This is a genomic window from Hyphococcus luteus (assembly GCF_002943565.1).
GTDB classification, from domain to species: Bacteria; Pseudomonadota; Alphaproteobacteria; order Caulobacterales; family Parvularculaceae; genus Hyphococcus; species Hyphococcus luteus.
In genome coordinates this window covers 873,710-896,068 of sequence record NZ_PJCH01000005.1, presented here as the reverse complement: position 1 = coordinate 896,068, position 22,359 = coordinate 873,710, and the positions used below count along the sequence as shown (strand labels likewise).

At 63.7% G+C, this 22,359-nt stretch carries 21 protein-coding genes; 9 read left to right on the top strand and 12 right to left on the bottom strand.

Features of this window, described 5'->3' with window-relative positions:
• The first annotated feature begins 97 nt into the window (after positions 1-97).
• A complete protein-coding gene (locus CW354_RS09270) occupies positions 98-745 on the top strand; it encodes a MarC family protein (protein ID WP_104829715.1) in 648 nt (215 codons plus the stop codon).
• 3 nt (positions 746-748) lie between these two features.
• Here CW354_RS09270 and CW354_RS09265 read toward each other — a convergent pair whose 3' ends face one another.
• The 4 genes from CW354_RS09265 to CW354_RS09250 form a co-directional block, all read right to left on the bottom strand.
• Positions 749-1,150 (bottom strand): hypothetical protein, encoded by a 402-nt coding sequence (locus CW354_RS09265; RefSeq protein WP_133162254.1) that lies wholly within the window; start codon positions 1,148-1,150, stop codon positions 749-751.
• Positions 1,151-1,238: 88 nt separating this feature from the next.
• Complete coding sequence (locus CW354_RS09260) at positions 1,239-2,111, bottom strand: DUF4908 domain-containing protein (protein ID WP_165793616.1); 873 nt, start codon at positions 2,109-2,111, stop codon at positions 1,239-1,241.
• A 114-nt stretch (positions 2,112-2,225) separates the two neighbouring features.
• Complete coding sequence (phbB, locus tag CW354_RS09255; protein ID WP_104829712.1) at positions 2,226-2,951, bottom strand: acetoacetyl-CoA reductase; 726 nt, start codon at positions 2,949-2,951, stop codon at positions 2,226-2,228.
• Between the two features lie 47 nt (positions 2,952-2,998).
• A complete protein-coding gene (locus tag CW354_RS09250; protein ID WP_104829711.1) occupies positions 2,999-4,174 on the bottom strand; it encodes an acetyl-CoA C-acetyltransferase in 1,176 nt (391 codons plus the stop codon).
• Positions 4,175-4,407: 233 nt separating this feature from the next.
• Here CW354_RS09250 and phaR point away from each other — a divergent pair, with 233 nt between their 5' ends.
• On the top strand, positions 4,408-5,022 hold the full coding sequence (gene phaR, locus CW354_RS09245) for a polyhydroxyalkanoate synthesis repressor PhaR (RefSeq protein WP_104829710.1): 615 nt from the start codon (positions 4,408-4,410) through the stop codon (positions 5,020-5,022).
• A gap of 25 nt (positions 5,023-5,047) precedes the next feature.
• Here the strand turns inward: phaR and CW354_RS09240 are convergent, their stop codons facing one another.
• The 3 genes from CW354_RS09240 to CW354_RS09225 all read right to left on the bottom strand — a co-directional run bounded on the left by CW354_RS09240 (position 5,048) and on the right by CW354_RS09225 (position 8,519).
• A complete protein-coding gene (locus CW354_RS09240; RefSeq protein ID WP_104829709.1) occupies positions 5,048-6,823 on the bottom strand; it encodes an EAL domain-containing protein in 1,776 nt (591 codons plus the stop codon).
• A gap of 410 nt (positions 6,824-7,233) precedes the next feature.
• Positions 7,234-7,647, bottom strand: coding sequence for a hypothetical protein (locus CW354_RS09230; protein WP_104829707.1), 414 nt, complete (start codon positions 7,645-7,647; stop codon positions 7,234-7,236).
• 131 nt (positions 7,648-7,778) lie between these two features.
• A complete protein-coding gene (locus CW354_RS09225) occupies positions 7,779-8,519 on the bottom strand; it encodes a glycosyltransferase family 2 protein (RefSeq protein ID WP_104829706.1) in 741 nt (246 codons plus the stop codon).
• Positions 8,520-8,655: 136 nt separating this feature from the next.
• On the opposite strand from CW354_RS09225, the gene CW354_RS09220 reads away from it, so the two are divergent.
• Together CW354_RS09220 and CW354_RS09215 are read left to right on the top strand one after the other, a co-directional pair.
• Positions 8,656-10,323, top strand: a complete 1,668-nt coding sequence (locus tag CW354_RS09220) for an ArnT family glycosyltransferase (protein ID WP_104829705.1) — start codon at positions 8,656-8,658, stop codon at positions 10,321-10,323.
• Complete coding sequence (locus CW354_RS09215; protein ID WP_104829704.1) at positions 10,320-11,792, top strand: ArnT family glycosyltransferase; 1,473 nt, start codon at positions 10,320-10,322, stop codon at positions 11,790-11,792. Before CW354_RS09220 ends, CW354_RS09215 begins: the two co-directional genes overlap by 4 nt.
• Here CW354_RS09215 and CW354_RS09210 read toward each other — a convergent pair.
• Genes CW354_RS09210 through CW354_RS09195 form a run of 4 tightly spaced genes read right to left on the bottom strand, consistent with a single transcriptional unit; the run spans position 11,789 to position 16,866 of the window.
• Complete coding sequence (locus CW354_RS09210) at positions 11,789-12,769, bottom strand: glycosyltransferase family 2 protein (protein ID WP_104829703.1); 981 nt, start codon at positions 12,767-12,769, stop codon at positions 11,789-11,791. The two genes, CW354_RS09215 and CW354_RS09210, sit on opposite strands and share 4 nt — an antisense overlap.
• Positions 12,766-14,031, bottom strand: a complete 1,266-nt coding sequence (locus tag CW354_RS09205; RefSeq protein WP_104829702.1) for an O-antigen ligase family protein — start codon at positions 14,029-14,031, stop codon at positions 12,766-12,768. The genes CW354_RS09210 and CW354_RS09205 overlap by 4 nt, the downstream gene beginning before the upstream one ends.
• A gap of 9 nt (positions 14,032-14,040) precedes the next feature.
• On the bottom strand, positions 14,041-16,005 hold the full coding sequence (gene thrS / locus CW354_RS09200; RefSeq protein WP_104829701.1) for a threonine--tRNA ligase: 1,965 nt from the start codon (positions 16,003-16,005) through the stop codon (positions 14,041-14,043).
• Positions 16,006-16,020: 15 nt separating this feature from the next.
• Complete coding sequence (locus CW354_RS09195) at positions 16,021-16,866, bottom strand: ATP-grasp domain-containing protein (protein WP_133162253.1); 846 nt, start codon at positions 16,864-16,866, stop codon at positions 16,021-16,023.
• Between the two features lie 87 nt (positions 16,867-16,953).
• Here CW354_RS09195 and CW354_RS09190 point away from each other — a divergent pair, with 87 nt between their 5' ends.
• Positions 16,954-17,463: a DUF6265 family protein gene (locus tag CW354_RS09190; protein ID WP_104829699.1), complete on the top strand. Its 510-nt coding sequence runs from the start codon at positions 16,954-16,956 to the stop codon at positions 17,461-17,463.
• 167 nt (positions 17,464-17,630) lie between these two features.
• Positions 17,631-18,557 carry a hypothetical protein gene (locus CW354_RS09185; protein WP_104829698.1) on the top strand — a complete coding sequence of 309 codons (927 nt, stop codon included), beginning with the start codon at positions 17,631-17,633 and terminating at the stop codon, positions 18,555-18,557.
• A 4-nt stretch (positions 18,558-18,561) separates the two neighbouring features.
• On the opposite strand, the gene yidD is transcribed toward CW354_RS09185, so the two are convergent.
• A complete protein-coding gene (gene yidD / locus CW354_RS09180) occupies positions 18,562-18,924 on the bottom strand; it encodes a membrane protein insertion efficiency factor YidD (RefSeq protein ID WP_104829697.1) in 363 nt (120 codons plus the stop codon).
• A 133-nt stretch (positions 18,925-19,057) separates the two neighbouring features.
• Here yidD and trpA point away from each other — a divergent pair, with 133 nt between their 5' ends.
• From trpA to CW354_RS09165, 3 genes are read left to right on the top strand one after another with little or no spacing between them, the layout of a single operon-like run.
• Positions 19,058-19,882 (top strand): tryptophan synthase subunit alpha, encoded by an 825-nt coding sequence (gene trpA, locus CW354_RS09175; RefSeq protein WP_104829696.1) that lies wholly within the window; start codon positions 19,058-19,060, stop codon positions 19,880-19,882.
• A gap of 58 nt (positions 19,883-19,940) precedes the next feature.
• On the top strand, positions 19,941-20,924 hold the full coding sequence (accD, locus tag CW354_RS09170; protein WP_104829695.1) for an acetyl-CoA carboxylase, carboxyltransferase subunit beta: 984 nt from the start codon (positions 19,941-19,943) through the stop codon (positions 20,922-20,924).
• A 39-nt stretch (positions 20,925-20,963) separates the two neighbouring features.
• Positions 20,964-22,265: a bifunctional folylpolyglutamate synthase/dihydrofolate synthase gene (locus tag CW354_RS09165; RefSeq protein WP_104829694.1), complete on the top strand. Its 1,302-nt coding sequence runs from the start codon at positions 20,964-20,966 to the stop codon at positions 22,263-22,265.
• Positions 22,266-22,359 lie beyond the last annotated feature (94 nt).

The window sequence follows — 22,359 nt, the reverse complement described above, 5'->3', positions numbered from 1 at the left end:
GCTCTGTCGAGCCGCCCTTTTTCTTTTGCGCAGCTTTGTCCGGCCCGGCTTGCGTCCGCCTCAGGACTTAGGCAAAAGGCGGGAAGAGGAGCCCTCCATGCTCGCCAGCATCTTGCCCGCCTTCACGACCGCGTTCGTGACGCTGTTCATCGTCATCGATCCGATCCTGGTGACGCCGATTTTCGCGTCGCTGACGAAGGGCGAGTTGCCGCGCGAGCGCTTGCGCATCGCGGTCATGGCCGCGCTTTATTCCGTCGCCATCCTTTTGTTCTTCGGTCTCGCCGGCAACGCGCTCCTGCACCATCTGGGCGTCAGCTTCGCCGCCTTCCGCGCCGCCATGGGCATTATCCTGTTCATCATGGGCTTCCGGATGTTCTTCGATCCGGACGGCGAAACGGAAGCGAAAACGCCGGGTCCGAGGGCCTCCGCGCGCGACAGCATCGCTTTCTTCCCCTTGTCGATCCCGATGCTCGCCGGCCCCGGCGCCATCGCCACGGTCATGCTCCTGATGGGCCCCGGCGCGACGCTCGATCACAAGCTGGCGGCGCTTGTCGCCATGATCCTTGTGCTGATCATTGCGGTCGTCACCATGGGCTTCGCCAGCCGCATCGGCGACGTTCTGGGGCGCACCGGCATGAACGCCATCACCCGCATTCTCGGCATGTTGCTGATGGCGCTGTCGACGCAATATGTGTTCGACGGCGTGCGGGTCGGCATCCTGGAACAGGCGGCGGCCGCCGGCTAAGCGTCAGCGCGGGCTCGCCCCGTATTCCACCGTGCCGCCGCTCTTGTAAGAGCCGGAGCCGTCGCCCGTGCACACAAAGCGCGTCACGCGCGGGGCTTCGCCGTTGCGGCATTGGGTTTCGATTTCGGAAAGCCCGCGGTCGCAGGCGCGCGCCACGCCGGCGCCTTCCGGCCAATGGTCGAAGCTCGACCAGTCAATCGAGACGCTGAACCGGATGCCGCAGAGCTGTTGGGTGTAGCCCGCCTGGTCTTCAAGCATGCGCTCTTCGGCCTGTTGCGCCCGGATCTGTTTCAACGACTGGGCGGTCAACGCGGGGCTCGCCGCGCCGGCGAGCATGGCGCCCGCGGCAAAGACGCAAACCGCCCTCGCGGCGGCGAGCTTCGGGTTGGGCGCGGGTCTCATCATCCGGTCAATCTTCACCTTCAATGCGGCTGTTTTAAGACCGAAACTCTGCGAAATTCATAACAACCGGCCAAAAGACGCAAGGACCGGGTCAGAGCGTCTGCTCAAGATAGTGGGCCACCTTGGCCGATGAAGGGCGCCCCTTGATGTCCAGAGTCGGGACATAGAGGATTTCCAGCACCGAGCCGTTAAGCGCCACGCCGGGCGCCGCCCCCGGCAGGAAGGCGACGCGCTTGATCCGCTCGGCGATGATGCGCGCGCCGATGGGATCGTCCGCCACTTCGGCGAGGCCCTTCGCGGCGGTCAGCACCGCATCGGCGAGCACCGCCGCATTCGGATCGGCGGCGCGCCGGCCCGCGCCCACATCGAAATGGATCGCCGCGCCGACAATCGCGCTCACCTGCGCCGACGCGCTCTGCGCCCGGCGCATCGCCGCATCGTAGTTTTGGGGCGCCAGCGTCAACGGCTCGTCGTCGCCGAAGGATTTGGACGCGGCGATGCCTTGGGCCTCGCCCGGCCAGAACACGGTGGCGCCGCCATAGGCCGCGATCCGCAGCAGGGTCTCGCCCTCTTGGGTTTTGTAGATGACGTCGCCGCGCGGGCCTCTTGTCGCTGTCAGCAGGTGAATTTCCGGCGACGGCGCCGAGCCGTCGAGCGCGCAGTCGATGCGCGCGTCTTCCGGCGAACACAGAAAACGCACCCTGGCCGTGCGCCCGCGCTCTTCGAACAGAAAGGCGCGATCGTCGCTGGTCAGCACATAGCGCTCCACCCCATGCCCCGCCTGATCCTCAAGACTGCGCGCGCGGCGCTTGCCCACAAGCGCGGAAAACGGATTGTCAGAGGTCTGAGCAAGGGAAAGACGCGACGGCTGTTCCGTCCCCTTTTCTTGAGCGTGCGCAAAGCCGCCCGCCGCCAGCGCAGCGAGCGCAAAGACTGCAAGCCGTCCCCGGAAGGAACGGATCAAAGGACGCTCCCGAAACATAATCCTGCGCATCCTATAGAGCGATTTTGGTGAAAAAAGGGCCCCGGAACGGGTTTTCCCGCGCCGGAGCCCTTTTGATTTCAGGCGTCCGCCCAATCAGGCGGCGATATACTGGCCGCCATTGGCGGTCAGCACCGCGCCGGTGATGAAACCCGACTGATCGTCGGCGAGGAAGGCGACGCAATGGCCGATTTCCTCCGGCTTGCCGAGGCGGCCCACCGGCACTTGCGCGACAATCGACTGCAGGACTTTCTCGTCCATGGCCGCCACCATGTCCGTCGCAATATAGCCCGGCGCGACCGCATTCACCGTGACGCCCTTGCGCGCGCCTTCCTGGGCCAGCGCCCGGGTGAAGCCGATCATGCCGGCTTTCGCCGCGGAGTAATTGGCCTGGCCCATCTGGCCTTTCTGACCGTTGATCGAAGAGATGTTGATGATCCGGCCGAAACCGCGTTCGCGCATCCCCGGAAACACCTGGTGGGCCATGTTGAAAACGCTATCGAGATCGGCGCGCATCACCTGCGACCACTGATCCGGCGTCATCTTGTGGAACATGGCGTCCCGGGTGACGCCGGCGTTGTTGACGAGAATGTCGATGGGCCCGAGTTCGGCCTCGATTTCCGCCACGCCGCTCTTGCAGGCGTCGTAATCGCCCACATCCCATTTAAAGACGTGGATGCCGGTCTCTTCCTTGAACTTCGCGGCTGCTTCGTCATTGCCCGCATACGTCGCGGCGACCTTGCAGCCCTTGTCCTTCAGCGCGATGCAAATCGCATGGCCGATGCCGCGCGTGCCGCCGGTAACGATCGCCGTCCTTGCCATTTTGTTTCTCCCTCTTGTTTTTCACCGCGTCCTTCGCCTGAAGCGCGTCAGCGCTCGACGCAAAGCGCGACGCCCATGCCGCCGCCGATGCACAGCGTCGCAAGACCCTTCGACTTGCCCGAGCGTTTCAGCTCGTAAAGCAGCGTCGTCAGGATGCGCGCGCCGGAGGCGCCGATCGGATGGCCGATGGCAATGGCGCCGCCATTGACGTTGACCTTCTCCGGATCCCAGCCGAGCTCCTTGCCGACCGCAAGGGACTGCGCCGCGAAGGCTTCGTTGGCCTCGATCAGATCCACATCGTCGAGGCTCCAGCCGGCTTTTTCAAGAGCAAGCCGCGTGGCCGGCGCCGGGCCGATGCCCATGATCGAGGGATCGACGCCGCAATGGGCCCAGGAGGCGATGCGCGCCAGCGGTTCAAGGCCGCGCTTGTCAGCCTCGGCTTCCGACATGACGACAAGCGCCGCCGCGCCGTCATTGATGCCCGACGCATTCGCCGCCGTCACCGAACCGCCGTCGCGCTTGAAGGCGGGCTTCAGCCCTGCAATGCCCTCAACGGTCACGCCTTCGCGGATATATTCGTCTTCCTCGAAGACGACCTCGCCCTTGCGGGTCTTGATCGTCACCGGCGTGATTTCGTCCTTGAACTTGCCGGCTTTCTTCGCCGCCTCCGCCTTGTTCTGGCTCGCAACCGCGAAGGCGTCCTGGTCCTCGCGGGTGATCTGGTATTTCTCGGCGAGATTCTCCGCGGTCACGCCCATGTGATAGTCGTTGAACACGTCCCACAGACCGTCGGTGATCATGGTGTCGGCGAAATTCTTGGGGCCCATTTTCACGCCGTCGCGCAAATGCGCCGCATGGGGCGCGAGCGACATGTTCTCATGCCCGCCGGCGACCGCTGTGACCGCGTCGCCAAGACGCACCGCCTGCGCGGCCATGGCCACGGCCCGCAGCCCGGAGCCGCAGACCTGGTTGACGGTCATGGCCGGCTTTTCCTGAGGGATCCCGGCGCCGATGGAAGCCTGGCGCGCGGTGTTCTGGCCCTGGCCGGCCTGGAGGACGTGGCCCATAAGGGTTTCGTCCACATCCCCGCCCGCGAGCCCGGCCCGCTCGAGGGCCGCCGCAATGACGGTTTCTCCTAGTTTCGCCGCCGGAACGGCCGCCAATCCGCCGCCGAAAGACCCGACGCCTGTTCGCGCCGCCGAAACGATGACTGCCCCGCTCATAGAGCCTCCTGACCTCGATTTTATGCGCCGGAAAGCCCGTCAATCTGCGTCGCAGCGTCTTCCCGGGCGCGAAGGGTAAACAATCTCAAAGACTTACCGCGTGGAAAACTTATCCTTAACGCGTATGAAAATCTTCATTTCATGGTATAGCAGGATTAGCAAGCGCACAAAATCTGCGCTGCAGCGCCGCAGTTCTTCGGCGGCGCCGCAAAGGCGCGGGAGGGAAGAGCTATATGACTGAAAAGACCAAGGGCCGCTCCAAGACCGACGGCGACGCCGTCGTCATCAAGAAATACGCGAACCGGCGTCTCTACAACACCGCAACCTCGTCCTATGTGACGCTCGATTTTCTCGCCGACATGGTGAAACAGGGCGAGGACTTCGTCGTCTTTGACGCCAAGTCCGGCGACGACATTACGCGGTCCGTCCTCACCCAGATCATTTTCGAGGAAGAGAGCAAGGGGCAAAATCTTTTGCCAATCCAGTTCCTCCGTCAGCTGATCAAATTTTACGGCGATAGCTTACAGACATTCGTGCCGTCCTATCTCGAAATGAGCATGGATGCGTTTTCGCGCAATCAGGAAGAAATGCGCTCGCGCATGCGCGACGCCTTCGGCGGCGCGCCGGGCTATGCGATGTTCGAAGAAAGCGTCCGGAAGAACATGGAGCTTTACGAGCAGGCGATGAAAATGTTCTCGCCGCTCGGGCCGTCTTATTCGCCGCAGCGCACGACGCCGGCGCCAAAGCCCGGCGACGAGGCGAAAGAAGACCCCAATATCGATGCGTTGAAGTCGCAGGTCGAAGCGCTGCAGCGCAAGCTCGACAAGCTCGAAGGCGGAAACGAGTAACGGCGAAGCCGCGGCTTCCGGATTTTTACGACTGGCCGCGTTCGGTCCGCTGAGGCGGATCGTTCGGCGCGCCGTCGGGCAGCCAGTCCGGATTGGTTTCCGGCTTGCCGAGCAAAAACCCTTGCAGGTAATCGACGCCGAGCCCTTTCAGAAGCATGGCGTCGGCTTCGTTGTCGACCCATTCCGCCACGGTCTGCATGCCGAAATTGCGGGCGAGATCGAGAAGCGTCCTGACGAAAAGCTGGTTTTCGCGGGATGAGGAAACGCCCGTGACGAAAGACCCGTCGATCTTCAAAATGTCGATGTCCATCGCTTTCAAGTTGCGGAAGGACGTGTAACCGGCGCCGAAATCGTCGATGCCGAAGGAGCAGCCAAGCTTTTTGATCTCGGAAACGAACTCAATCGAGGCGTCGATGGCGTCGATTACCTGGGTTTCGGTGAGTTCCACCGTAATGCGCCGCGCGAGCTCCTGATTGGAGCGCAAAAGCGCGATATAGCCTTCCGCCCAGACGAAATCCTTCACCGTCTCCATGGAGATGTTCACATTGAGATGGATGTTCGGGCAGATGGCGAGCGTGTTAAGCGCCAACTCAAGCACGCGCCGGTCGAGAAGATGAACGAGGCCGAGACGCTCCGCAGCCGGAATGAATTCCGGCGCCGGGATGTTCTGGCCGTCATCGCCGCGCATGCGGATGAGGCATTCGAATTTTTTCGGCGCCTCGTCGAGATCGGCGACGATCGGCTGGAAAGCGAGCCGCACCCGGCGCTCGTTGAGCGCGGTCAGGATGACGTCCGACATATGCGTGTTGCGGCGACGCTGGGAAATGACGTCGGTCTTGTCGGTGAAGGCCGCCCAGCTCGACTTGCCGATGCGCTTGGCCGCATCGAGCGCGGCCTCCGCCCGGGTCATGGCGATGTTGGACGCGTCCGCCTGCTCGGGCAGGCTGACCGCGCCGAGACATACGGACGCGGCGACGGCGCCGCCCTTGGTTTCGATGACGCTCTCGCGCACGACGTTCAAGAGCCGCACGCAGATCTGGCGCATATAGTCGGCGTCGCTTTCCGCGATGATGATGCCGAATTTGGTGCCGGCGACGCGGCCGATCCTGTCCTCGGGGCCGAGCACGCTCGCAAGCCGCGCGCCGACTTCGGCGATCACCTTGTCGGCGGCTTCGAAACCGAAATCGGCGTTGACGGCGCCGAGATCGTCGATGCCCACCATCAGGTAAGCCCCGGTCCCGTCTTTGGAGACGAGATCGGCGATGGTTTCTTCAAGCGCTTTCCTGAGATGCGCGCGGTTGAGATGACCGGTCAGCTCGTCATTGACGGCGAGCCAGGAAAGCTGCTCTTCGCGGCGCTTGCGGCTTTCAATGGAGCGGATGATGCTGATGAGGCGCCGGCCCGGACCGTAGCCGATCCAGCCGCCGCGTTCCTCGACCCAATGGCCGGCGCCGTCGGCGCGCTTTAAACGGTATTCGCAGGAATAGCTGGCGCGGGCGCCGGCGAAGGCGGCGGCGCGGGCTTCGTCCTCTTCCCCTTCGATGCAGGCGGAGAAAGCGTCGACGCTCGCCGCAACCTCGCCGGGGGCGACGCCGAAAATGCGCGCGGCCGCTTCTTCGTCGGACCATTTGAGGCCGCCCGCCTCCGGATCGAATTCGAACATGGTCTGAAGGCCGCCGGCGTTGTCGCCCGCCTCGGCGATTGTGGAAACGCCGCGCGCCGAAACGCCGGCGGCGCCGGTCTCGCCGGTTACGGTTTCCCGCCCGTGTTTCAAGGAGAACGCCTTCGCGCTGTCAGCCATCAAACCCACTCACATGTTTAGGTCACGACATTAGCCGCAAAGCCGTAAATAAAATTTGAAGCGTGAAGCGCATAAATACTGGCATGCAAAGGAGGATTCTGGCGCGGAACTTGCCCCTTTCAGGGCCGTGAAACGAATTCTTAACCTTCCGGCCCGCGCAGACGCCGCCAGACCGCCCTTTCACGCGCCGGTCCCGACGGAACAGGCGCGCCGCCTCGAACCCGCGATTAAAGCCCGCCGGACATCCCCGCAGCCCTCAAATCCGGCCTTTGCCGACGCGCGCAGAGCTTACGGCCAGACGAAAGCGCTTGCGGCCCAGACCGGACCGCAAGCGCTCGATATTTATCTTTAAAGAGCTGGCGCGGACGCTTCAGCCGGGCCTCTTCACCTCAATCGAGGCGTGACGCCAGCTAACCGGAAAGACCGCCGCCCACGGCGAGGTCGCGCCGCGCCGTCACCGTGGTGACGATGAAGCCCGCCATGAAGTCGAGGAACGTCATGGTCATGAACAGGAAAAACACCGAATTGCCGAAGCCTTTCACGATGATGAAGAGCAGCAGCGAGGCGATGAACACGACCACGGACAGCGCGTGGTTCATGATCGATTCCGATCCGGTCTTGGTCGAGCGCAAAAGCTCAACGAACAAAAGCCCCATGCTGACCAGCAGGAAAATATCGCCGGCGCTCACGATCCATACCTCGCCGGACACCATGGTCAGCTCAAGAATGGTCGAGTCATACCAGAGCGCGCCCGCCGCGCCGGTCAGCGCCAGGACCGCATAAACAACCAGGCTAATCGCCAGCAATGGAAACATCTGATACATGGACATTGTGTTCCTTCCTCACGCCGCCCCCCATGGCCGGATCGGCCCGGCGGCCCCAATTTCGGGTAAGCTTAACACGGGCGCGCGCTCGCGCCAAAACGGAAATCCGGCCCCGATTTCAAGCGCATTCCTTACGCCTCTTCGGTGATTTCCCCCGGCGGCTTCGCCCGCGCCCTTAACCACATCACGCCCATCAGATCGCGCACGGCGACCAGCGCCCGGCCGAAATTGGTGTATTTTGATCGCCCATGCGCCCGGGCCCGGTGAGAGACCGGCGCGAAGGCGACGCCGAAGCCCTCGCGCGCCATCAGCGCAGGCAGGTAGCGGTGCATGTGGTCGAAATAGGGAAGGCGCAAAAACGCATCCCGCCGGAAAACCTTGAGGCCGCAGCCCGTATCCGCCGAGCCGTCGTTCAACAGCTTTTTGCGGATCGCATTGGCGGCGCGCGAGGCGGCCTTCTTCGCCGCCGAGTCCTGGCGCCCCCGCCTTTCCCCGGCGACCATGGCGAGACCGCCGTTCGATTCCATGAGCTGGCGGTAAAGCGCGGGAATATCCGCCGGATCGTTCTGGCCGTCGCCGTCGAGCATGGCGATGACGGCGCCCCTCGCGGCGAGGACCCCGGTCCTGACGGCGCGGCTCTGCCCGGCGTTTTTTTCGTGGCGCAAGATGCGCAATTGCGGCAGGCCGGCGCGCGCGGCTTTCAAGACTTTCAGCGTGTCATCGCTCGAGGCGTCGTCGACGAGGATGATCTCGTGATCGACATCCGCCAGCGCGGCGGCGATTTCGGCCGCAAGCGCGCCCGCCCCGCCCGCCTCATTATGCATGGGCGCGACGACGCTGATCGAGGGCGTGAGAGAGGGCGCATCGCTCATGACCAACGCTCATAAACGATAGCGCCGCGAGGGTCACCACTGCTTCCGCACAGACGAGACAAGACTCGCGGATGGCGTTACGCTCCGCCGCCATGAGGGGTCTTTCACACCATCCGGCGCGACGCCGGGGGCTCGCATGACGGCGGGCGCGCCTTTGACATGGCGCTTTTGCCTGCTGTGCGTCGCGGCCTTCGCCGCCTTCACCGCTTTTGCGGGGCTCTTCGCCCTGCCGCCGCTCGACCGCGACGAAGCGCGCTTCGCGCAGGCGACGGCGCAGATGATCGAGAGCGGCGACTATGTCGCGATCCGCTTTCAGGGCCGGGAGCGAAACAAAAAGCCGGCCGGCGTCTACTGGCTGCAGGCGGCGAGCGTCAAGGCGTTTTCGAACGTCGAGGCCCGCGAGATCTGGGCTTATCGCATCCCGTCGATGATCGGGGTCGTCATCGCCGCGATCTTCACCTTCCTCGCCGGCGCGCGCGCCTTTGACGCGCGCACGGGGCTTCTCGCCGGACTGCTCCTCGCCAGCGCGCCCGTCGTGGCGGCGGAAGCCACCATCGCCAAGACCGACGGCGTGCTTTTAGGGCTTGTCGCCATGGCCCAATACGCTTTTCTCACGATTTTCGGCGCGGTTCAGGAAGGACGAAAGCCGGGCTGGCCTGCAGCGCTCCTTTTCTGGACCGCGCAGGGCGCCGCCGCGCTCGTCAAAGGCCCGATCGCGCCAATGATCTCCCTCGTCACGGGGCTCGGCGTCGCCGGCGGCAAATGGCGGTTCAACTGGCTCGCCGCCATGCGGCCCGTTTCCGGCTTTCTCCTCTTTATACTGATGGTCCTGCCCTGGGGCCTCGCCATCTGGCAGGCGACGGACGGCCGGTTCTTTACGCAAGCCGTCGGCGGCGACATGCTGGGCAAGATCGGCGACGCGCAGGAAGGCCATAATGGCCCGCCGGGCTATCACACGCTTCTTATCTGGCCTTTGTTCTGGCCCGCGGCGGCGCTGATCCTGCCCGGCCTCTTGCAGAGCTGGCGCGCGCGGACGGACTGGCGCCAATGTTTCCTGCTCGCCTGGGCGATTCCCGCCTGGATCGTTTTCGAGATCGCCGCAACGAAATTACCGCATTACGTGATGCCGCTTTATCCGGCGCTTGCGATCATGGCGGCGCGGGCGGCGGTGTCGGGCGTTCCCGATGGCTGGGTTCGCAAGGCGAGCGCGCTCCTTTACGCCGGCGTCGGACTTGCGGCGGCGGCGCTGATTGCGCTCCCGCCGCTCGCTTTTAGCGGCGCAGGCCCGGCGGCGCTGTATTTCGCCGCCGCCGCCATAACCGCCATCGCCGCCCTTCTCATCGCCGTCCTGTTCTGGCGCGGGCGCGCCGTCAAAGGCGCCGTCGCCGCCTCTCTGCTTGCTTCGCTTTACGCCTGGACGCTGCTCGGCGCCGTCCTGCCCGGGCTGACGCAACTCACCATCGCCCCGCGCCTGTCGGCGGCGCTCGAGCTCGCCGACAGGCATCCGATCCATGACGGCCGCGCGCCCGTCGCCATCACCGGCTATGCCGAACCCTCCGCCGTGTTCCTTCTCGGCACGCAAACGGCGCTTACGGACCCGCAAGACGCCGCCAGGCGCCTCCTTTCCGGCGCGGCGAGCGCGGCGGTCGTCGAAGCGCGCGAAGACGCGGCCTTCAAAGCAGCGCTTGACGGCGCGCCCGTGACGGCGCTTGCGGTCATAGACGGGCTCAACTACTCCAACGGCGATCAAGCGACCCTAACCATCTACGCGCTCGCGCCCGCAAAGATGTCCGGAGACTCATGACGACTGACGGACAAACCCGGTTCCAGTGGACGAAAACGTTCTGGATCGCCGCCGCCGCGATTCTGGCGCTGCGCATTGTGACGCTGATCGTCACGCCGTTAGGGCTGGGTCCCGACGAGACGCAATACTGGGTCTGGTCGCGCAATTTCGACTTCGGCTATTTTTCCAAACCGCCGGCCATCGCCTGGGCCATCGCGCTCACCACCGGCCTTTTCGGCAACGCCGACTGGGCGGCGAGACTGTCGGCGCCGTTGTTTCATGTCGGCTCAGCGGCGTTTTTATTCCTGACGGCGAAACGATTGTTCGGCGAGCGGGCGGCCTTCTGGGCGGGCCTCGGCTGGCTTTTGATGCCTGGCGTCATCCTTTCTTCTTTCATCATCGCGACGGATGCGCCGCTCCTCTTTTTCTGGTCGGCGGCGCTTTTCTTTCTCGTGCGGATTACACAGGCCGAGAAAACGAGCGCGCCCGATTTCGCCGGGCTCGGCGCGATGATCGGCCTCGGCATGATGTCGAAATATGCCATGATCTATTTTCCCGTCGCGCTGGTTCTGATGCTCGCCCTGCCGGGTGTTCGCCGCCGCCTTTTAAAGCCGCATCTTGTTCTGACCGCCCTTATCGCCGCCGCGCTTTTCCTGCCGAACCTCGTCTGGAATGCGGCGAACGATTTTCAGACCGTCTCGCACACCGCCGCCAACGCCGATTGGGACGACGAGCTTTTCAAGCCGCTTTCCCTGCTGGAATTTCTCGGCGGGCAGTTCGCGGTTTTCGGCGTTATTTTCTTCGCTGCGTTCCTCTATATCTGCACACGATGGCGCCGCCTCAACGAACGGCAAATCATGCTGCTCATCGTGACGCTGACGCCGCTCATCATCGTCGCCGGGCAGGCTTTTCTCTCGCGCGCCCACGCCAACTGGGCGGCGACCGCCTATCCGGCCGCGACGCTTCTCGTCACGGAATTTCTGCTGGAGCGCAAGCAAGACGTCTGGGTGAAAGCGAACGCGGCGCTCCATGCGGCTTTGTTCGCCGGTTTCACCGCCGCCGTCATGGCGCCCGGCCTGATCGACGGGCTGGGGCTTTCCCGCGCGGTCAAGGACCTGCGCGGCTGGGAGGCGCAGACCGACGCCGTCATGGCCTATGCCCCGGGTTATGACGCCGTCGTCATCGACGACCGCTATCTCATGGGCGAGATGCTCTATCACCAGCCGAAGAGTCCGATCGCCTTCGCCGCCTTAAGCCCGACGCCGGCCATCGACACTTATTATGAAATCACCATGCCTTTCGACCCGCAGCGCATGAAGCGCGTTCTTTTCGTGACGACCCGGAATGACGATGCGCATGTGAATTACCGCTTTCACGACATCAAACGCCTCGGAACCGTCGATGACGGGACCGGCAATGAAAAACGGCGCTATGCGGTTTATGAACTCTCCGGCTATTTCGGACCGGGCGCGGATAAAGCCGCGAATTAGCGCTCCGAGCGGCGCCGGCCGAGCGCCAGCGCGCGGGAAAGCCCGCGCCGTCCGGCTTTCAGGGAAAACCGCGCCATGCGCAGCGCCTTGGCGATGGCGCGCTTGACGAACAGAACGCCGAACATCGCCCAGAGCGCGCCGTCCACAAGCCAGAGGAAAGGTTTCGGATAGGCGTTCTCGAAATGCGTGTGGAAATAACGGATGATCCCGGCGGTCTTGCGCGCCTCGATCTTTACAGGGTTCGCCCGGCTGGAACTTTTATAATGGGTGACCGCCACATGCGGATTGAACCAGACCTTGCCGCCGGCCTTGGCGAAACGCAGGCAGAAATCGACGTCTTCGACATGCAGGAAATAGCGCTCGTCCATGCCGCCGACCGCCTCATAGTCGCCGCGCGGCAGAAACATCACGGCGCCGGACAGCGTCGGCGTCTCGCCCATTTTTTCCGGACATTCGTCCGTATGCATATTAAAGCGTTGGAAATAAGGGTGCTGCGGGGCGAGCCGGTAAAGCTTCGTCGCCTCGACGAAAGCGCGCCACGGCGTCAGGACGCGCCGGCGCGAGCCCTGCTGTTCGATCCCGTCGGGCCCCACAAGCTTGGCGCCCATGAGCCAGGGGCGTTCGAGCGTCGAGGCGTCGTCAAGCAACTGTCCTAAGCCGTTTTCGGGCATCACCGCGTCGGGATTGAAAATCAGGAGATAGTCGCCGCCTGCCGCCTTCGCGCCGAGATTGCAGCCGGCGGCGAAGCCGACATTGCCATGGCCGGAAATGACGCGGACGGGCGCGCCTCCTCCTTCAACCGCCTTTTCCACTTCGCCGGGAAAGTTGCCGTTGTCGACGAGAATGACCTCCGCCGTCTCAGGCTGGGCGCGCAAGGAGGCGACCGCGCGCGCCAGGAGCGGACCGGTGAAATAGCTGACCACAATCGCCGAGACGCAAGGCGTCTGCGCGGCGTCGGACCCTGCCCGCGCGTTCATCGTTTCTCCAGCGAATGAGCGAGCGCGACCCCGGACGCCGCAAGCGCCATCGCGGCGAGGCGCCAGACCTGCCACAGGCTGCCTTCAACGAGGATCGAGACGATGATGGCGACAAAAGCGCCGGCCGCAGCCGCGCTCACCGCCTTCGACAATTGCGCGCGCAACAGCGCCGCAAGACAGAAATAAAGAAACAGCGCCGTCGCCGCGACGCCCGGCAGGCCGAGTTCGAGCCAGATCTGCAGGAAAACATTATGCGGGTGAATGGGAATGACGGAGAGCGCCGGCGCCGCGCCCGGCACCTCGACCAGAGGCGCTGTGTCATTCCATATCCGCGCATAATCGGCGCCGCACCCGGCGGGCAGGCAGGAAAGCGACTCGAGCCCCGTCGCATGCCAGATCGCCAGCCGGTGCAGGGAAGAGGACGCCGCCGCCAGCGCGTCCGGCGCCATCGACGCTTGCGCGCGGGCGTAAATCGCATCGACGGGGATCATCGCCGCCATGAACGGCGCGGCCAGCAACAGGGCGATCGCGCCCCACCCGGTCAGGCGCAACGCCGTGCGCGGGGCGGGAAGCGCGATGACGACGGCGACGAAGCCGGCGCTCAAGGCCGCGACATTGGCGAGAACGTCATTGCTCACCGCCGCGGCGACGCCGAGCGCCAGCACGAAAAGCGCCGCTTTGCGCGACCACAGCCGCACCGCAATGGCCGCCGCGGGAAAGAGCGACGGGGCGAGCGCAGTGACGCCGCGCCCGAGCGCGATGATGTCGCGTCCGCTGTTATTCTCATAAGGCGGCAAGGCGCGGCGCAGGAACCCATCCGTCACGCCCTCAAAGGCGAGAATGATCATGCCCCCGGCGATCGCCAGCAAAAAGGCGCGGCCCAAGCGCCACGCCCATATGCGCGACAGATTGAGCGAGAACCACACAATGCTGCCGCCGACCAGCGCCGGCGCCAGCACGTATAAAAACAGATCGTATTGATGTTTCGGCGACCAGAACGCGGAGAGGAAAATCCAGAAACACAAAAACAACAGCGCGACGAAACTCGCGAAACGCGGATCGGAAAGCGACGGGTTGTCGAAAAGCTTGCCGAAGGCGCCTTGCCAGAAATCGCCCCGGGCGAAGGCGGGAAGGCTCGCGAGCAACAGCCAAGGCGCGACGCCGCGATGACCGAACACCGCCGTCAACGGCAAGAGGAAAAACAGCGCATAAAACCAGCGCCGGCTCGCCTTGTCCCGTGTCTCGCGCCAGCTTGAGGCCATCTGAAAAGGCTAGGCGCGTTTCAGGTCCGGCGCCAGCGCCTCGCGCGCCAGCCTCGACGCCGCCTCGTCGAGAGACAGCGTTTCCTGATCCTTCGAGCCGAGGCGGCGCAGGGACACCGCCTTTTCTTCCGCCTCCTTGGCGCCGACCACTGCGATCACCGGGATTTTCGCGTGGGAATGTTCGCGCACCTTGTAGTTGATTTTCTCCGACCGGATGTCGAGATCGACGCGCAGCCCCGCGGCGGAAAGGGCGTCCGCAACCTCTTTCGCATACTCGTCCGCCGCCGAGGTGATGGTGGTCACCACCGCCTGCACCGGCGACAGCCAGAGCGGCAGGCGGCCCGCATAATGTTCGATCAGGAGACCGATAAAGCGCTCGAACGTGCCGAAGACCGCGCGATGCAGCATCACCGGGCGCTGGCGCGCGCCGGCCTCGTCCACATAAGTCGCATCGAGCCGTTCGGGCAGCACATAATCGAGCTGGAAGGTGCCCGCCTGCCAGGTGCGCCCGATGGCGTCGGTCAGGTGAAACTCGAGCTTCGGCCCGTAAAAGGCGCCCTCGCCCTCGGCATATTCGAACTCGAGCCCGGCGGCCGTCAGCGCGTCGGCGAGGGCTTTTTCCGCGCGGTCCCAGGTCGCGTCGTCGCCGGCGCGCATTTCCGGACGGGTCGCCAGCTTATAGGCGATGTCGGTCATCCCCATGTCTTCATAGACGCGGGAGAAGAGATCGAGAAAACGCCGGGTCTCGTCGGTGATCTGATCTTCACGGCAGAAGATATGCGCGTCGTCCTGGGTCATCTGGCGCACGCGCATGAGCCCGTGCAGCGCGCCATGCGCCTCGTTGCGGTGACAGCAGCCGAACTCCGCCATGCGGATCGGCAGGTCGCGATAGGATTTGATGCCCTGCTTGAAGATCTGCACATGCGCCGGACAGTTCATGGGCTTCAAGGCCATGAGATCGGCTTTGCCGGAGAGCACCGGCGCTTCTTCATCCGTAGACGGAATTTCGTCCGGCACCACGAACATGTTCTCGCGGAATTTCGCCCAGTGGCCCGACTGCTCCCAGAAAACGGAGTCGAGAATCTGCGGGGTCTTCACCTCGTCATAACCGTCGGCGTCGAGCTGGCGGCGGATATACGCCTCGAGCTGGCGCCAGACGAGATAGCCTTTGGGATGCCAGAAAACGGAGCCTTGCGCCTCCTGCTGGAAATGGAAGAGGTCCATTTCGCGCCCGAGCTTTCTGTGGTCGCGCTTTTCCGCCTCTTCGAGCCGGTGGAGATAAGCCTTCAGTTCTTTGTCATTCAGCCATGCGGTGCCGTAAATCCGGTGCAGCATGGGATTGCGGTGATCGCCGCGCCAATAGGCGCCCGCGACCTTCATCAGCTTGAAGGCCTTGCCGATATGGCGGGTCGAGGGAAGATGCGGGCCGCGGCAGAGATCGTGCCAGTCGCCGTGGAAGTAGATTTTGACGTCTTCGTCCTGGGGCAGATCGGCGATGATCTCGGCTTTGTATTTTTCGCCGATTTCTTTGAAATGTTTGATCGCCTCGTCGCGGTCCCAGACTTCCTTGCGGGTCGCCCGGTCCTCGTCGACGATCTGCATCATGCGCTTTTCGATGGCGGCGAGATCGTCGGTGGAGAACGGCTCGTCGCGGGCGAAGTCGTAATAGAACCCGTCCTCGATGGTCGGCCCGATGGTGACCTGCGTGCCCGGATAAAGCTCCTGCACGGCCTGGGCGAGCAGGTGGGCGGCGTCATGGCGCACAAGCTCGAGCGCGTCCGGATGATCGCGGGTGACGATCTCGACTGTCGCGTCATGGTCGATGGTCCCGAAAAGGTCCGAGACGACGCCGTCGACCTTCGCCGCCAGCGCCTTTTTGGCGAGCGATTTCGAGATGTTCTCGGCGATCAGGGTTCCCGTCACCGGTCCGTCGAACTGGCGGACAGACCCGTCGGGAAGAGTAATGGCGACCATGGCTTTCAGACTTCGTTAGTTGAGGCGTTCAAGGAGCGCGCCGGCAAGGCGCGCCGCCGCATCCGGGGAATAGGTGAAAAACAGTTCCGGCTCAATGAGTTCGACTTCCATAAGCCGCATCTCCCCGTCAAGCGTCACGGCGTCGATGCGCGCATAGAGCGGATCGCCGGAAACCATGGCGAGAAGGCGATGCGCCTCTGCGACAGCCCAATCCGGCGGATCGGCCAGGGCGGCCGCGCCGCCATGGTCGGCCTGGCAGCGAATATCGCCCGATTTCGGGCGCTTGGTCACCGCATGGGTGAACGCGCGCCCGGCAAAAATGAAAGAGGTCTCCCCGGCGGTCGTGATTTCCGGGACGAGGGCCTGAACGAGGCCGGGCATGGCCATTTTCGCCGCCGCCGCGGCGAGACCCGCCGCATCCTCTCGCCGGACGACGGAGAGCCCGCTTGCCGTCGCGCCGAACTCGGGTTTCACGACCGCTTCCGCGAGCCCCAGCGCGTCCATCGCCGCCGCGATGGCGTCCGGGTCGGGCTCGACCGCCATGGTCGGCGGCAGGGGCGCGCCTTTGCCGGCAAGGTCCAGAAGGTAGCGCTTCGACATATTGGCGCGCATCATCGCCGGCGGGTTGAAGACATTGGGGCGGCCTTCCAGCCGCGCCAGCCAGTCCGCAAAGGCGTCCGGCGTCTTCTGATAGTCCCAGGTCGAGCGGATGACGACAGCGTCGGCGGCCACGAACGCGTCCTGCGGCCCGTTCCAGGGCGCGGCGGCGACCGCGAAGCCGCGCGCGCCGAGCGCCGCCGCGAGCACCCGATCGCTTTCCTGAAGCGCCGGTTCGGCGGCGCAGGTTGCAAAGACAATCATTTGCATCTGACGTAGTTTGAAGCTCGAGTGATTGAGACGGCGCGGACCGCGCCCTTCTTAGGCCGGATTGAAAGGGAAGGAAAACCCATGACGAAACGCATCACAGGTCTTGCGGCGGCGCTGTGCGCCCTGGCGGGCATGAGCGCTGCAGCGGCGCAAGAGGCCTCCCTTGACGATCTCGCCTTTCTCGAAGGCCACTGGCGCGGCGGCCGAGAGGGGCTTGTCTTCGAGGAAATCTGGTCCGCCGCGGAAGGCGGCGTCATGACCGGCATGGCGCGCGGCGTCTCCACAGGCGAAGACAGCGCCCTGCGCGTCCTCGAATATATCGTCATTTCCGAAGAAGCGGACGGCGTCGCCTATCGCTTCAAACATTTCGGCGCCGACTATTCGACCTGGGAGGAAAACGGCCCGATCGTCATGGCGCTGACCGAACTCGGCGAAAACGACATAACCTTCAGCGCCGACCCGCCGTCGGAGAGCGTCAAATCCATCCGCTACTGGATGCCTGACGCCGACACGCTGCAGGCGGACATCGTCCTCGTGCAGGACGGCGAAGAAGGCGGCTTCTCGCTAACATTTGAGCGCGCGGAGAAATAACGCACCGCCACGCCCTGTTTTTCATCTGGCCCTGCTTGTGTTCCCCGTCACAGGGAGCCGGGAAATCTCCCTTTAAAAGCCCCAATTGCGTCACCTTTGGCGACGAGATTCAATCTCGTCAGCGGCGAACAGGAAAAGCGCCGCTCTCGATCAACAGGGGGAACACCATGATCAAACAAGCACTCGCTGCGGGCGCCGCAGCCTTCATCACCATCACATCCGCATATGCCGGCATGCCGCTGAACCAGTGGACCGGCGCTTACGAGAAAAACACCGACGGGCTTCACAGCCTGTCGATTACGAATAATGGCGGAGCCTTAGAGATTTCCGTCAAAGGCGAATGCACGCCAAACCCGTGCGATTGGGGATCGGCGCCGGCTGTCGCCTTCGCCGACAGCGCGGGCGGCGATCCCGCCTCGAACACCGAGGCGATCACCGCCGTTTACAATCAGAGCTTTGCGACCAAAACCATCGTGCTCGACGGGCGCGCCGGGAACACATTGCGCGCGCATATCTATACGCATTTCACCGATAATAGCGGGCGCAGCGATTATGTCGCCCATGTCTCGCTGAAGAAAAAAATGCTGATCGCGCGGCCTCTGCCCGGCGGGCCGATCATCGCCCGGCCCTTAAAGCCGTTTAAGGAAGACTGCATCTCCTTCAACCCGGACGCCGTTTCCGTTGCAAAAAAGAACGGCAGCTGGAAACTGGTCCAGGGCTCCATGTGGATGCTCGATGCAGGGTCCAAGAAATCGGAAATGAACCGCGCCAAGACCATCGTCCAGCATTACGGAATGAACAAGCAGTGCTTTGTCGGCCGTCCCGACGCCTCGCTTGAATACTGGCTTGCGGGCAACGCTGCGCCTTCAGGCGGTCTTGCCGGAGAGGACTGCGTTTCGATCAACCCGAACGGGTTATCCGTCAAAAATTCCGGCGGCCATTTCACCATCGTTTCGAACGGCAATCACTACGCCTTCACCGCGCCGAGCCAGGAAGAAGCCGAAACGGTCATCAAGGCGATCAAATATTACGGCTTTACGAAGTCCTGCTTTGTCGGCCGGCCCGATCCGTCCATGCGCTATCTGCGCAAGTAACGGACTAATCTTCTGTAGACGGAGCAATGTGCGAACATTGCTCCGTTTTCTTTTGCGGCCCCATCCTCTCCGTCCACGCCCAGTCGCCGAGCCTCCAGAAACGCCAGCCGACCTGCGGCGCGTCATCGGGAACCGGATCGAAACCGTGGGAGCCGAAAGGATGGCAGCGGCTGAACCGCGACAGGCTGAGCCAGAAGGCGCGGCCGAAACGATGTTTGCGAAAGGCTTCGGCGGCGTATTGCGAACAGCTCGGCGCATGCCGGCAGCGGACGCCGAGCGCATAGAGAAACGGCGACAGGCTCCGCCGGTAAAGCCAGATGGCGCCGAGAGCCGCCCGGCCCGCCAGTCCTGATTTCGCGCTGTTCATGTCTTTTCAATGCCGGGACGGCGCGCCGCCCTCAAGCTTTTCCTTGCAATCCGCCGCCAGCGCGTTAGGCAGGCGGCTTCGATTTCCACAAGGTTTAGCCCCCGTCTTTTAACCCAGTCAGGCGCGCGCTCCCATGTCCCGCATCAAAGCCCGTTTCGACAAGCTGAAGGCCGAGAACCGCGCCGCCTTCATCCCCTTCATCATGGCCGGGGATCCGGACGGGGCCCTCTCGCTCGAGCTTCTCAAAAAACTTCCCGGCGCCGGGGCGGATCTGATCGAGCTCGGGGTCGCCTTCACCGACCCCATGGCGGACGGCCCGTCGATCGCCGCCGCGGGCCAGCGCGCCCTCAAATCCGGGCAAACCTTGCGCAAAACCCTTGAAATAGTTCGCTCATTTCGGGCCGAAGACGATGAGACCCCGATCATCCTGATGGGCTATTACAACCCGTTCTATTCCTACGGGCCGGAGAAATTCGTCGCCGACGCCAAGGAAGCCGGGGTCGACGGCCTCATCATCGTCGATTTGCCGCCGGAAGAGGACGCCGAGCTGTGCCTCCCCGCGCGCGCCGCCGGCCTCGATTTCATCCGCCTCGCGACCCCGACGACGGACGATGAGCGCCTGCCGGCGGTCGTCAGAAACACCTCCGGTTTCGTTTATTACGTCTCTGTCGCCGGCATCACCGGCAAGGCGGCGGGCCAGACAGAGACCGTCAAAGGCGCCCTCGCGCGCCTCAGAACCGCATCGGGCTTGCCAGCCGCGGTCGGTTTCGGCATCAAAACAGGCGAGAAAGCGCGGGAATTCGCCGCTTTTGCGGACGCCGTAGTGGTTGGCTCCGCGCTTGTGGACGAATTTGCTAAAGCCCTTGAAGCAAACCCCGGCGAGTCTAATAATGCCGTTAACGCGGTTTTGAGGCTGGCGCAGGAAATATCGGGGGCGATCCGCGCCGCGCGCGTGTAAGCGTAGACGGTCCAGAACCACGGATACTGTAGCAGGCAAGTAGAAAGCGCTGTCGGATATGAGCTGGCTCTCCAACATCCCTCCGGGCATAAAGAACATCTTCAAACCCAAGGACGACAGCTCCGATACGCTGTGGAGCAAATGTCCGGGCTGCGGCGAGATGATATTCCAGCGCGACCTCGATGCGGCGCATCAGGTCTGCCCGTCCTGCGACCATCATCTCGCGCTCGCGCCGTCGGAACGTCTGGCGCTCCTCTACGATGACGGCGCCTATGAAGAGATCGAGTTGCCCGACCCGGTCACCGACCCTTTAAAATTCCGCGACGAGAAAAAATATGCGGACCGGCTGAAAGAAAACCGCCGCAAGACCGGCCAGCAGGACGCCATGCGCGCCGCATACGGAACGGTTGACGGCGTCGGCGTCGTGGCGGCGATCCAGAATTTCAAATTCATGGGCGGCTCCATGGGCATGGCGCTCGGCGAAGCGATGCTGAAAGCCGCCGAGGTCGCGGTCGAAAAACGCGCGCCTCTGGTCGTCTTCGCCGCCTCCGGCGGCGCGCGCATGCAGGAAGGCATTCTCTCCCTGATGCAAATGCCGCGCACCACCATCGCCGTGCAGATGGTGAAGGAGGCGGGCCTTCCTTACATCGTCTTTCTCACCAATCCGACGACGGGCGGCGTCACCGCGTCTTACGCCATGCTGGGCGATGTCAATCTCGCCGAACCGGGCGCGCTGATCGGCTTTGCAGGCCCCCGCGTCATCGAACAGACGATCCGCGAGAAACTGCCTGAGGGTTTCCAGCGCGCCGAATTCCTCCTGGAAAAAGGCATGGTCGACATGGTGGTCAGCCGCGCCGACATGAAATCCACCCTGTCGAAGCTTATCCGCCTCCTGATCAAGGAGCGCCGTCAGGCCGCCGCCGCGCTGCCCGCCGCCGCCGATACGCATAAGCCCGAGGCCGCCCCGAACGCAAACAAGAAACCGGCGGCGAAGACCAAAGACGCCAAGAAGGCGCCGCCGCTCGACAAGGCCGCGGAATAGGCGCAACACTCCCCTCATCTTGGACAAAGGAAGACGCGCGTGAGCGACGTTGAAACCGTGCTCGCGGAAATCGCGAACCGCCGCCCGATTGTTATCGATTTATCGCTCGACCGCATCAAACGGGCGCTCGCGCGTCTCGGCGATCCGCAAAAGAAACTGCCGCCGTTTTTCCATGTGGCGGGCACCAACGGCAAAGGCTCGACCGTCGCTTTCCTGCGCGCAATTTTAGACGCCGCCGGCAAGTCGGTTCACGTCTACACCTCGCCGCATCTCGTCAGGTTCAACGAGCGCATCCTCGTCGCCGGAAAAGAAATCTCCGACGACGCGCTGATCGATGCGCTGAAACGCGTCGACGCGGCCATGGGCGAGGACATGCTCACCTATTTCGAAACGACGACCTGCGCGGCGTTCCTCGCCTTCGCCGAAACGAAAGCGGATTACGCCGTCATCGAAGTGGGCTTAGGCGGGCGTCTCGACGCCACCAATGTCATGGAAGCGCCACTCGCCGCTATCGTCACGCCCGTCGATCTCGATCATCAGGCGTTTCTGGGCGACACGCTGCTCGAAGTCGCCGGCGAAAAAGCGGGCATTTTCCGCCGCGGCGCACCGGCGGTGATTTCCCCGCAAGGCCCGGACGCCATGGCGGCGCTGCAATCGCACGCACAGAAAATCGGCGCCGACATCCACGCCTATGGCGAACAATGGAGCGTTCATTCCGAGCACGGACGGCTTATCTATCAGGACGATGACGGGCTGTGCGATCTCGACCCGCCCCGCCTGCCCGGCGCGCACCAGATCGAAAACGCCGGCACGACCGTCGCCGCCATCCGCGCGGCGGACCTGAAACTCGACAATGCAACGCTTTCGAAAGGGCTCGTGAACGCAAGCTGGCCGGCGCGCATGCAGCGCCTGACCAGGGGCCCGCTCATCGATCTGGCGCGCGGCGCGCTCGGCGAAGAGCCGGAAGTCTGGCTCGACGGCGGGCACAACCCTCATGCAGGCCGCGCCATTTCGGCGCTGATGGCCGATCTCGAGGCGCGCAGTCCGAAACCGCTCGTGATGATTTCCGGGATGCAGGCAAACAAGGACGCCGCGGGCTATTTCGCGCCCTTCGCCGGGCTCGCCCGCAAGGTGTTCTGCGTCGCCGCCGATCATGACGGCGTCCTCGCGCCAAAAGAGGTCGCCGCCGCGGCGAAGAAAGGCGGGCTGACGGTGGAGCCGTGCGCCTCTCTTGAAGAGGCCATGAAAAAGGCCTGCTCGGAAACGCAAAACGAGCCGCCGAGATTGCTCATCAGCGGCTCGCTCTATCTGGCGGGCGAGATCCTAAGCGAGAACGGTTAAGAGCCCGACCAAAACATTTTGAACAGACCGAGAAGTATGATGGTCAGACGTCCGCTTGCCGGGAAACGATGCGGCTCGGGCTCTTCTCTTTTGA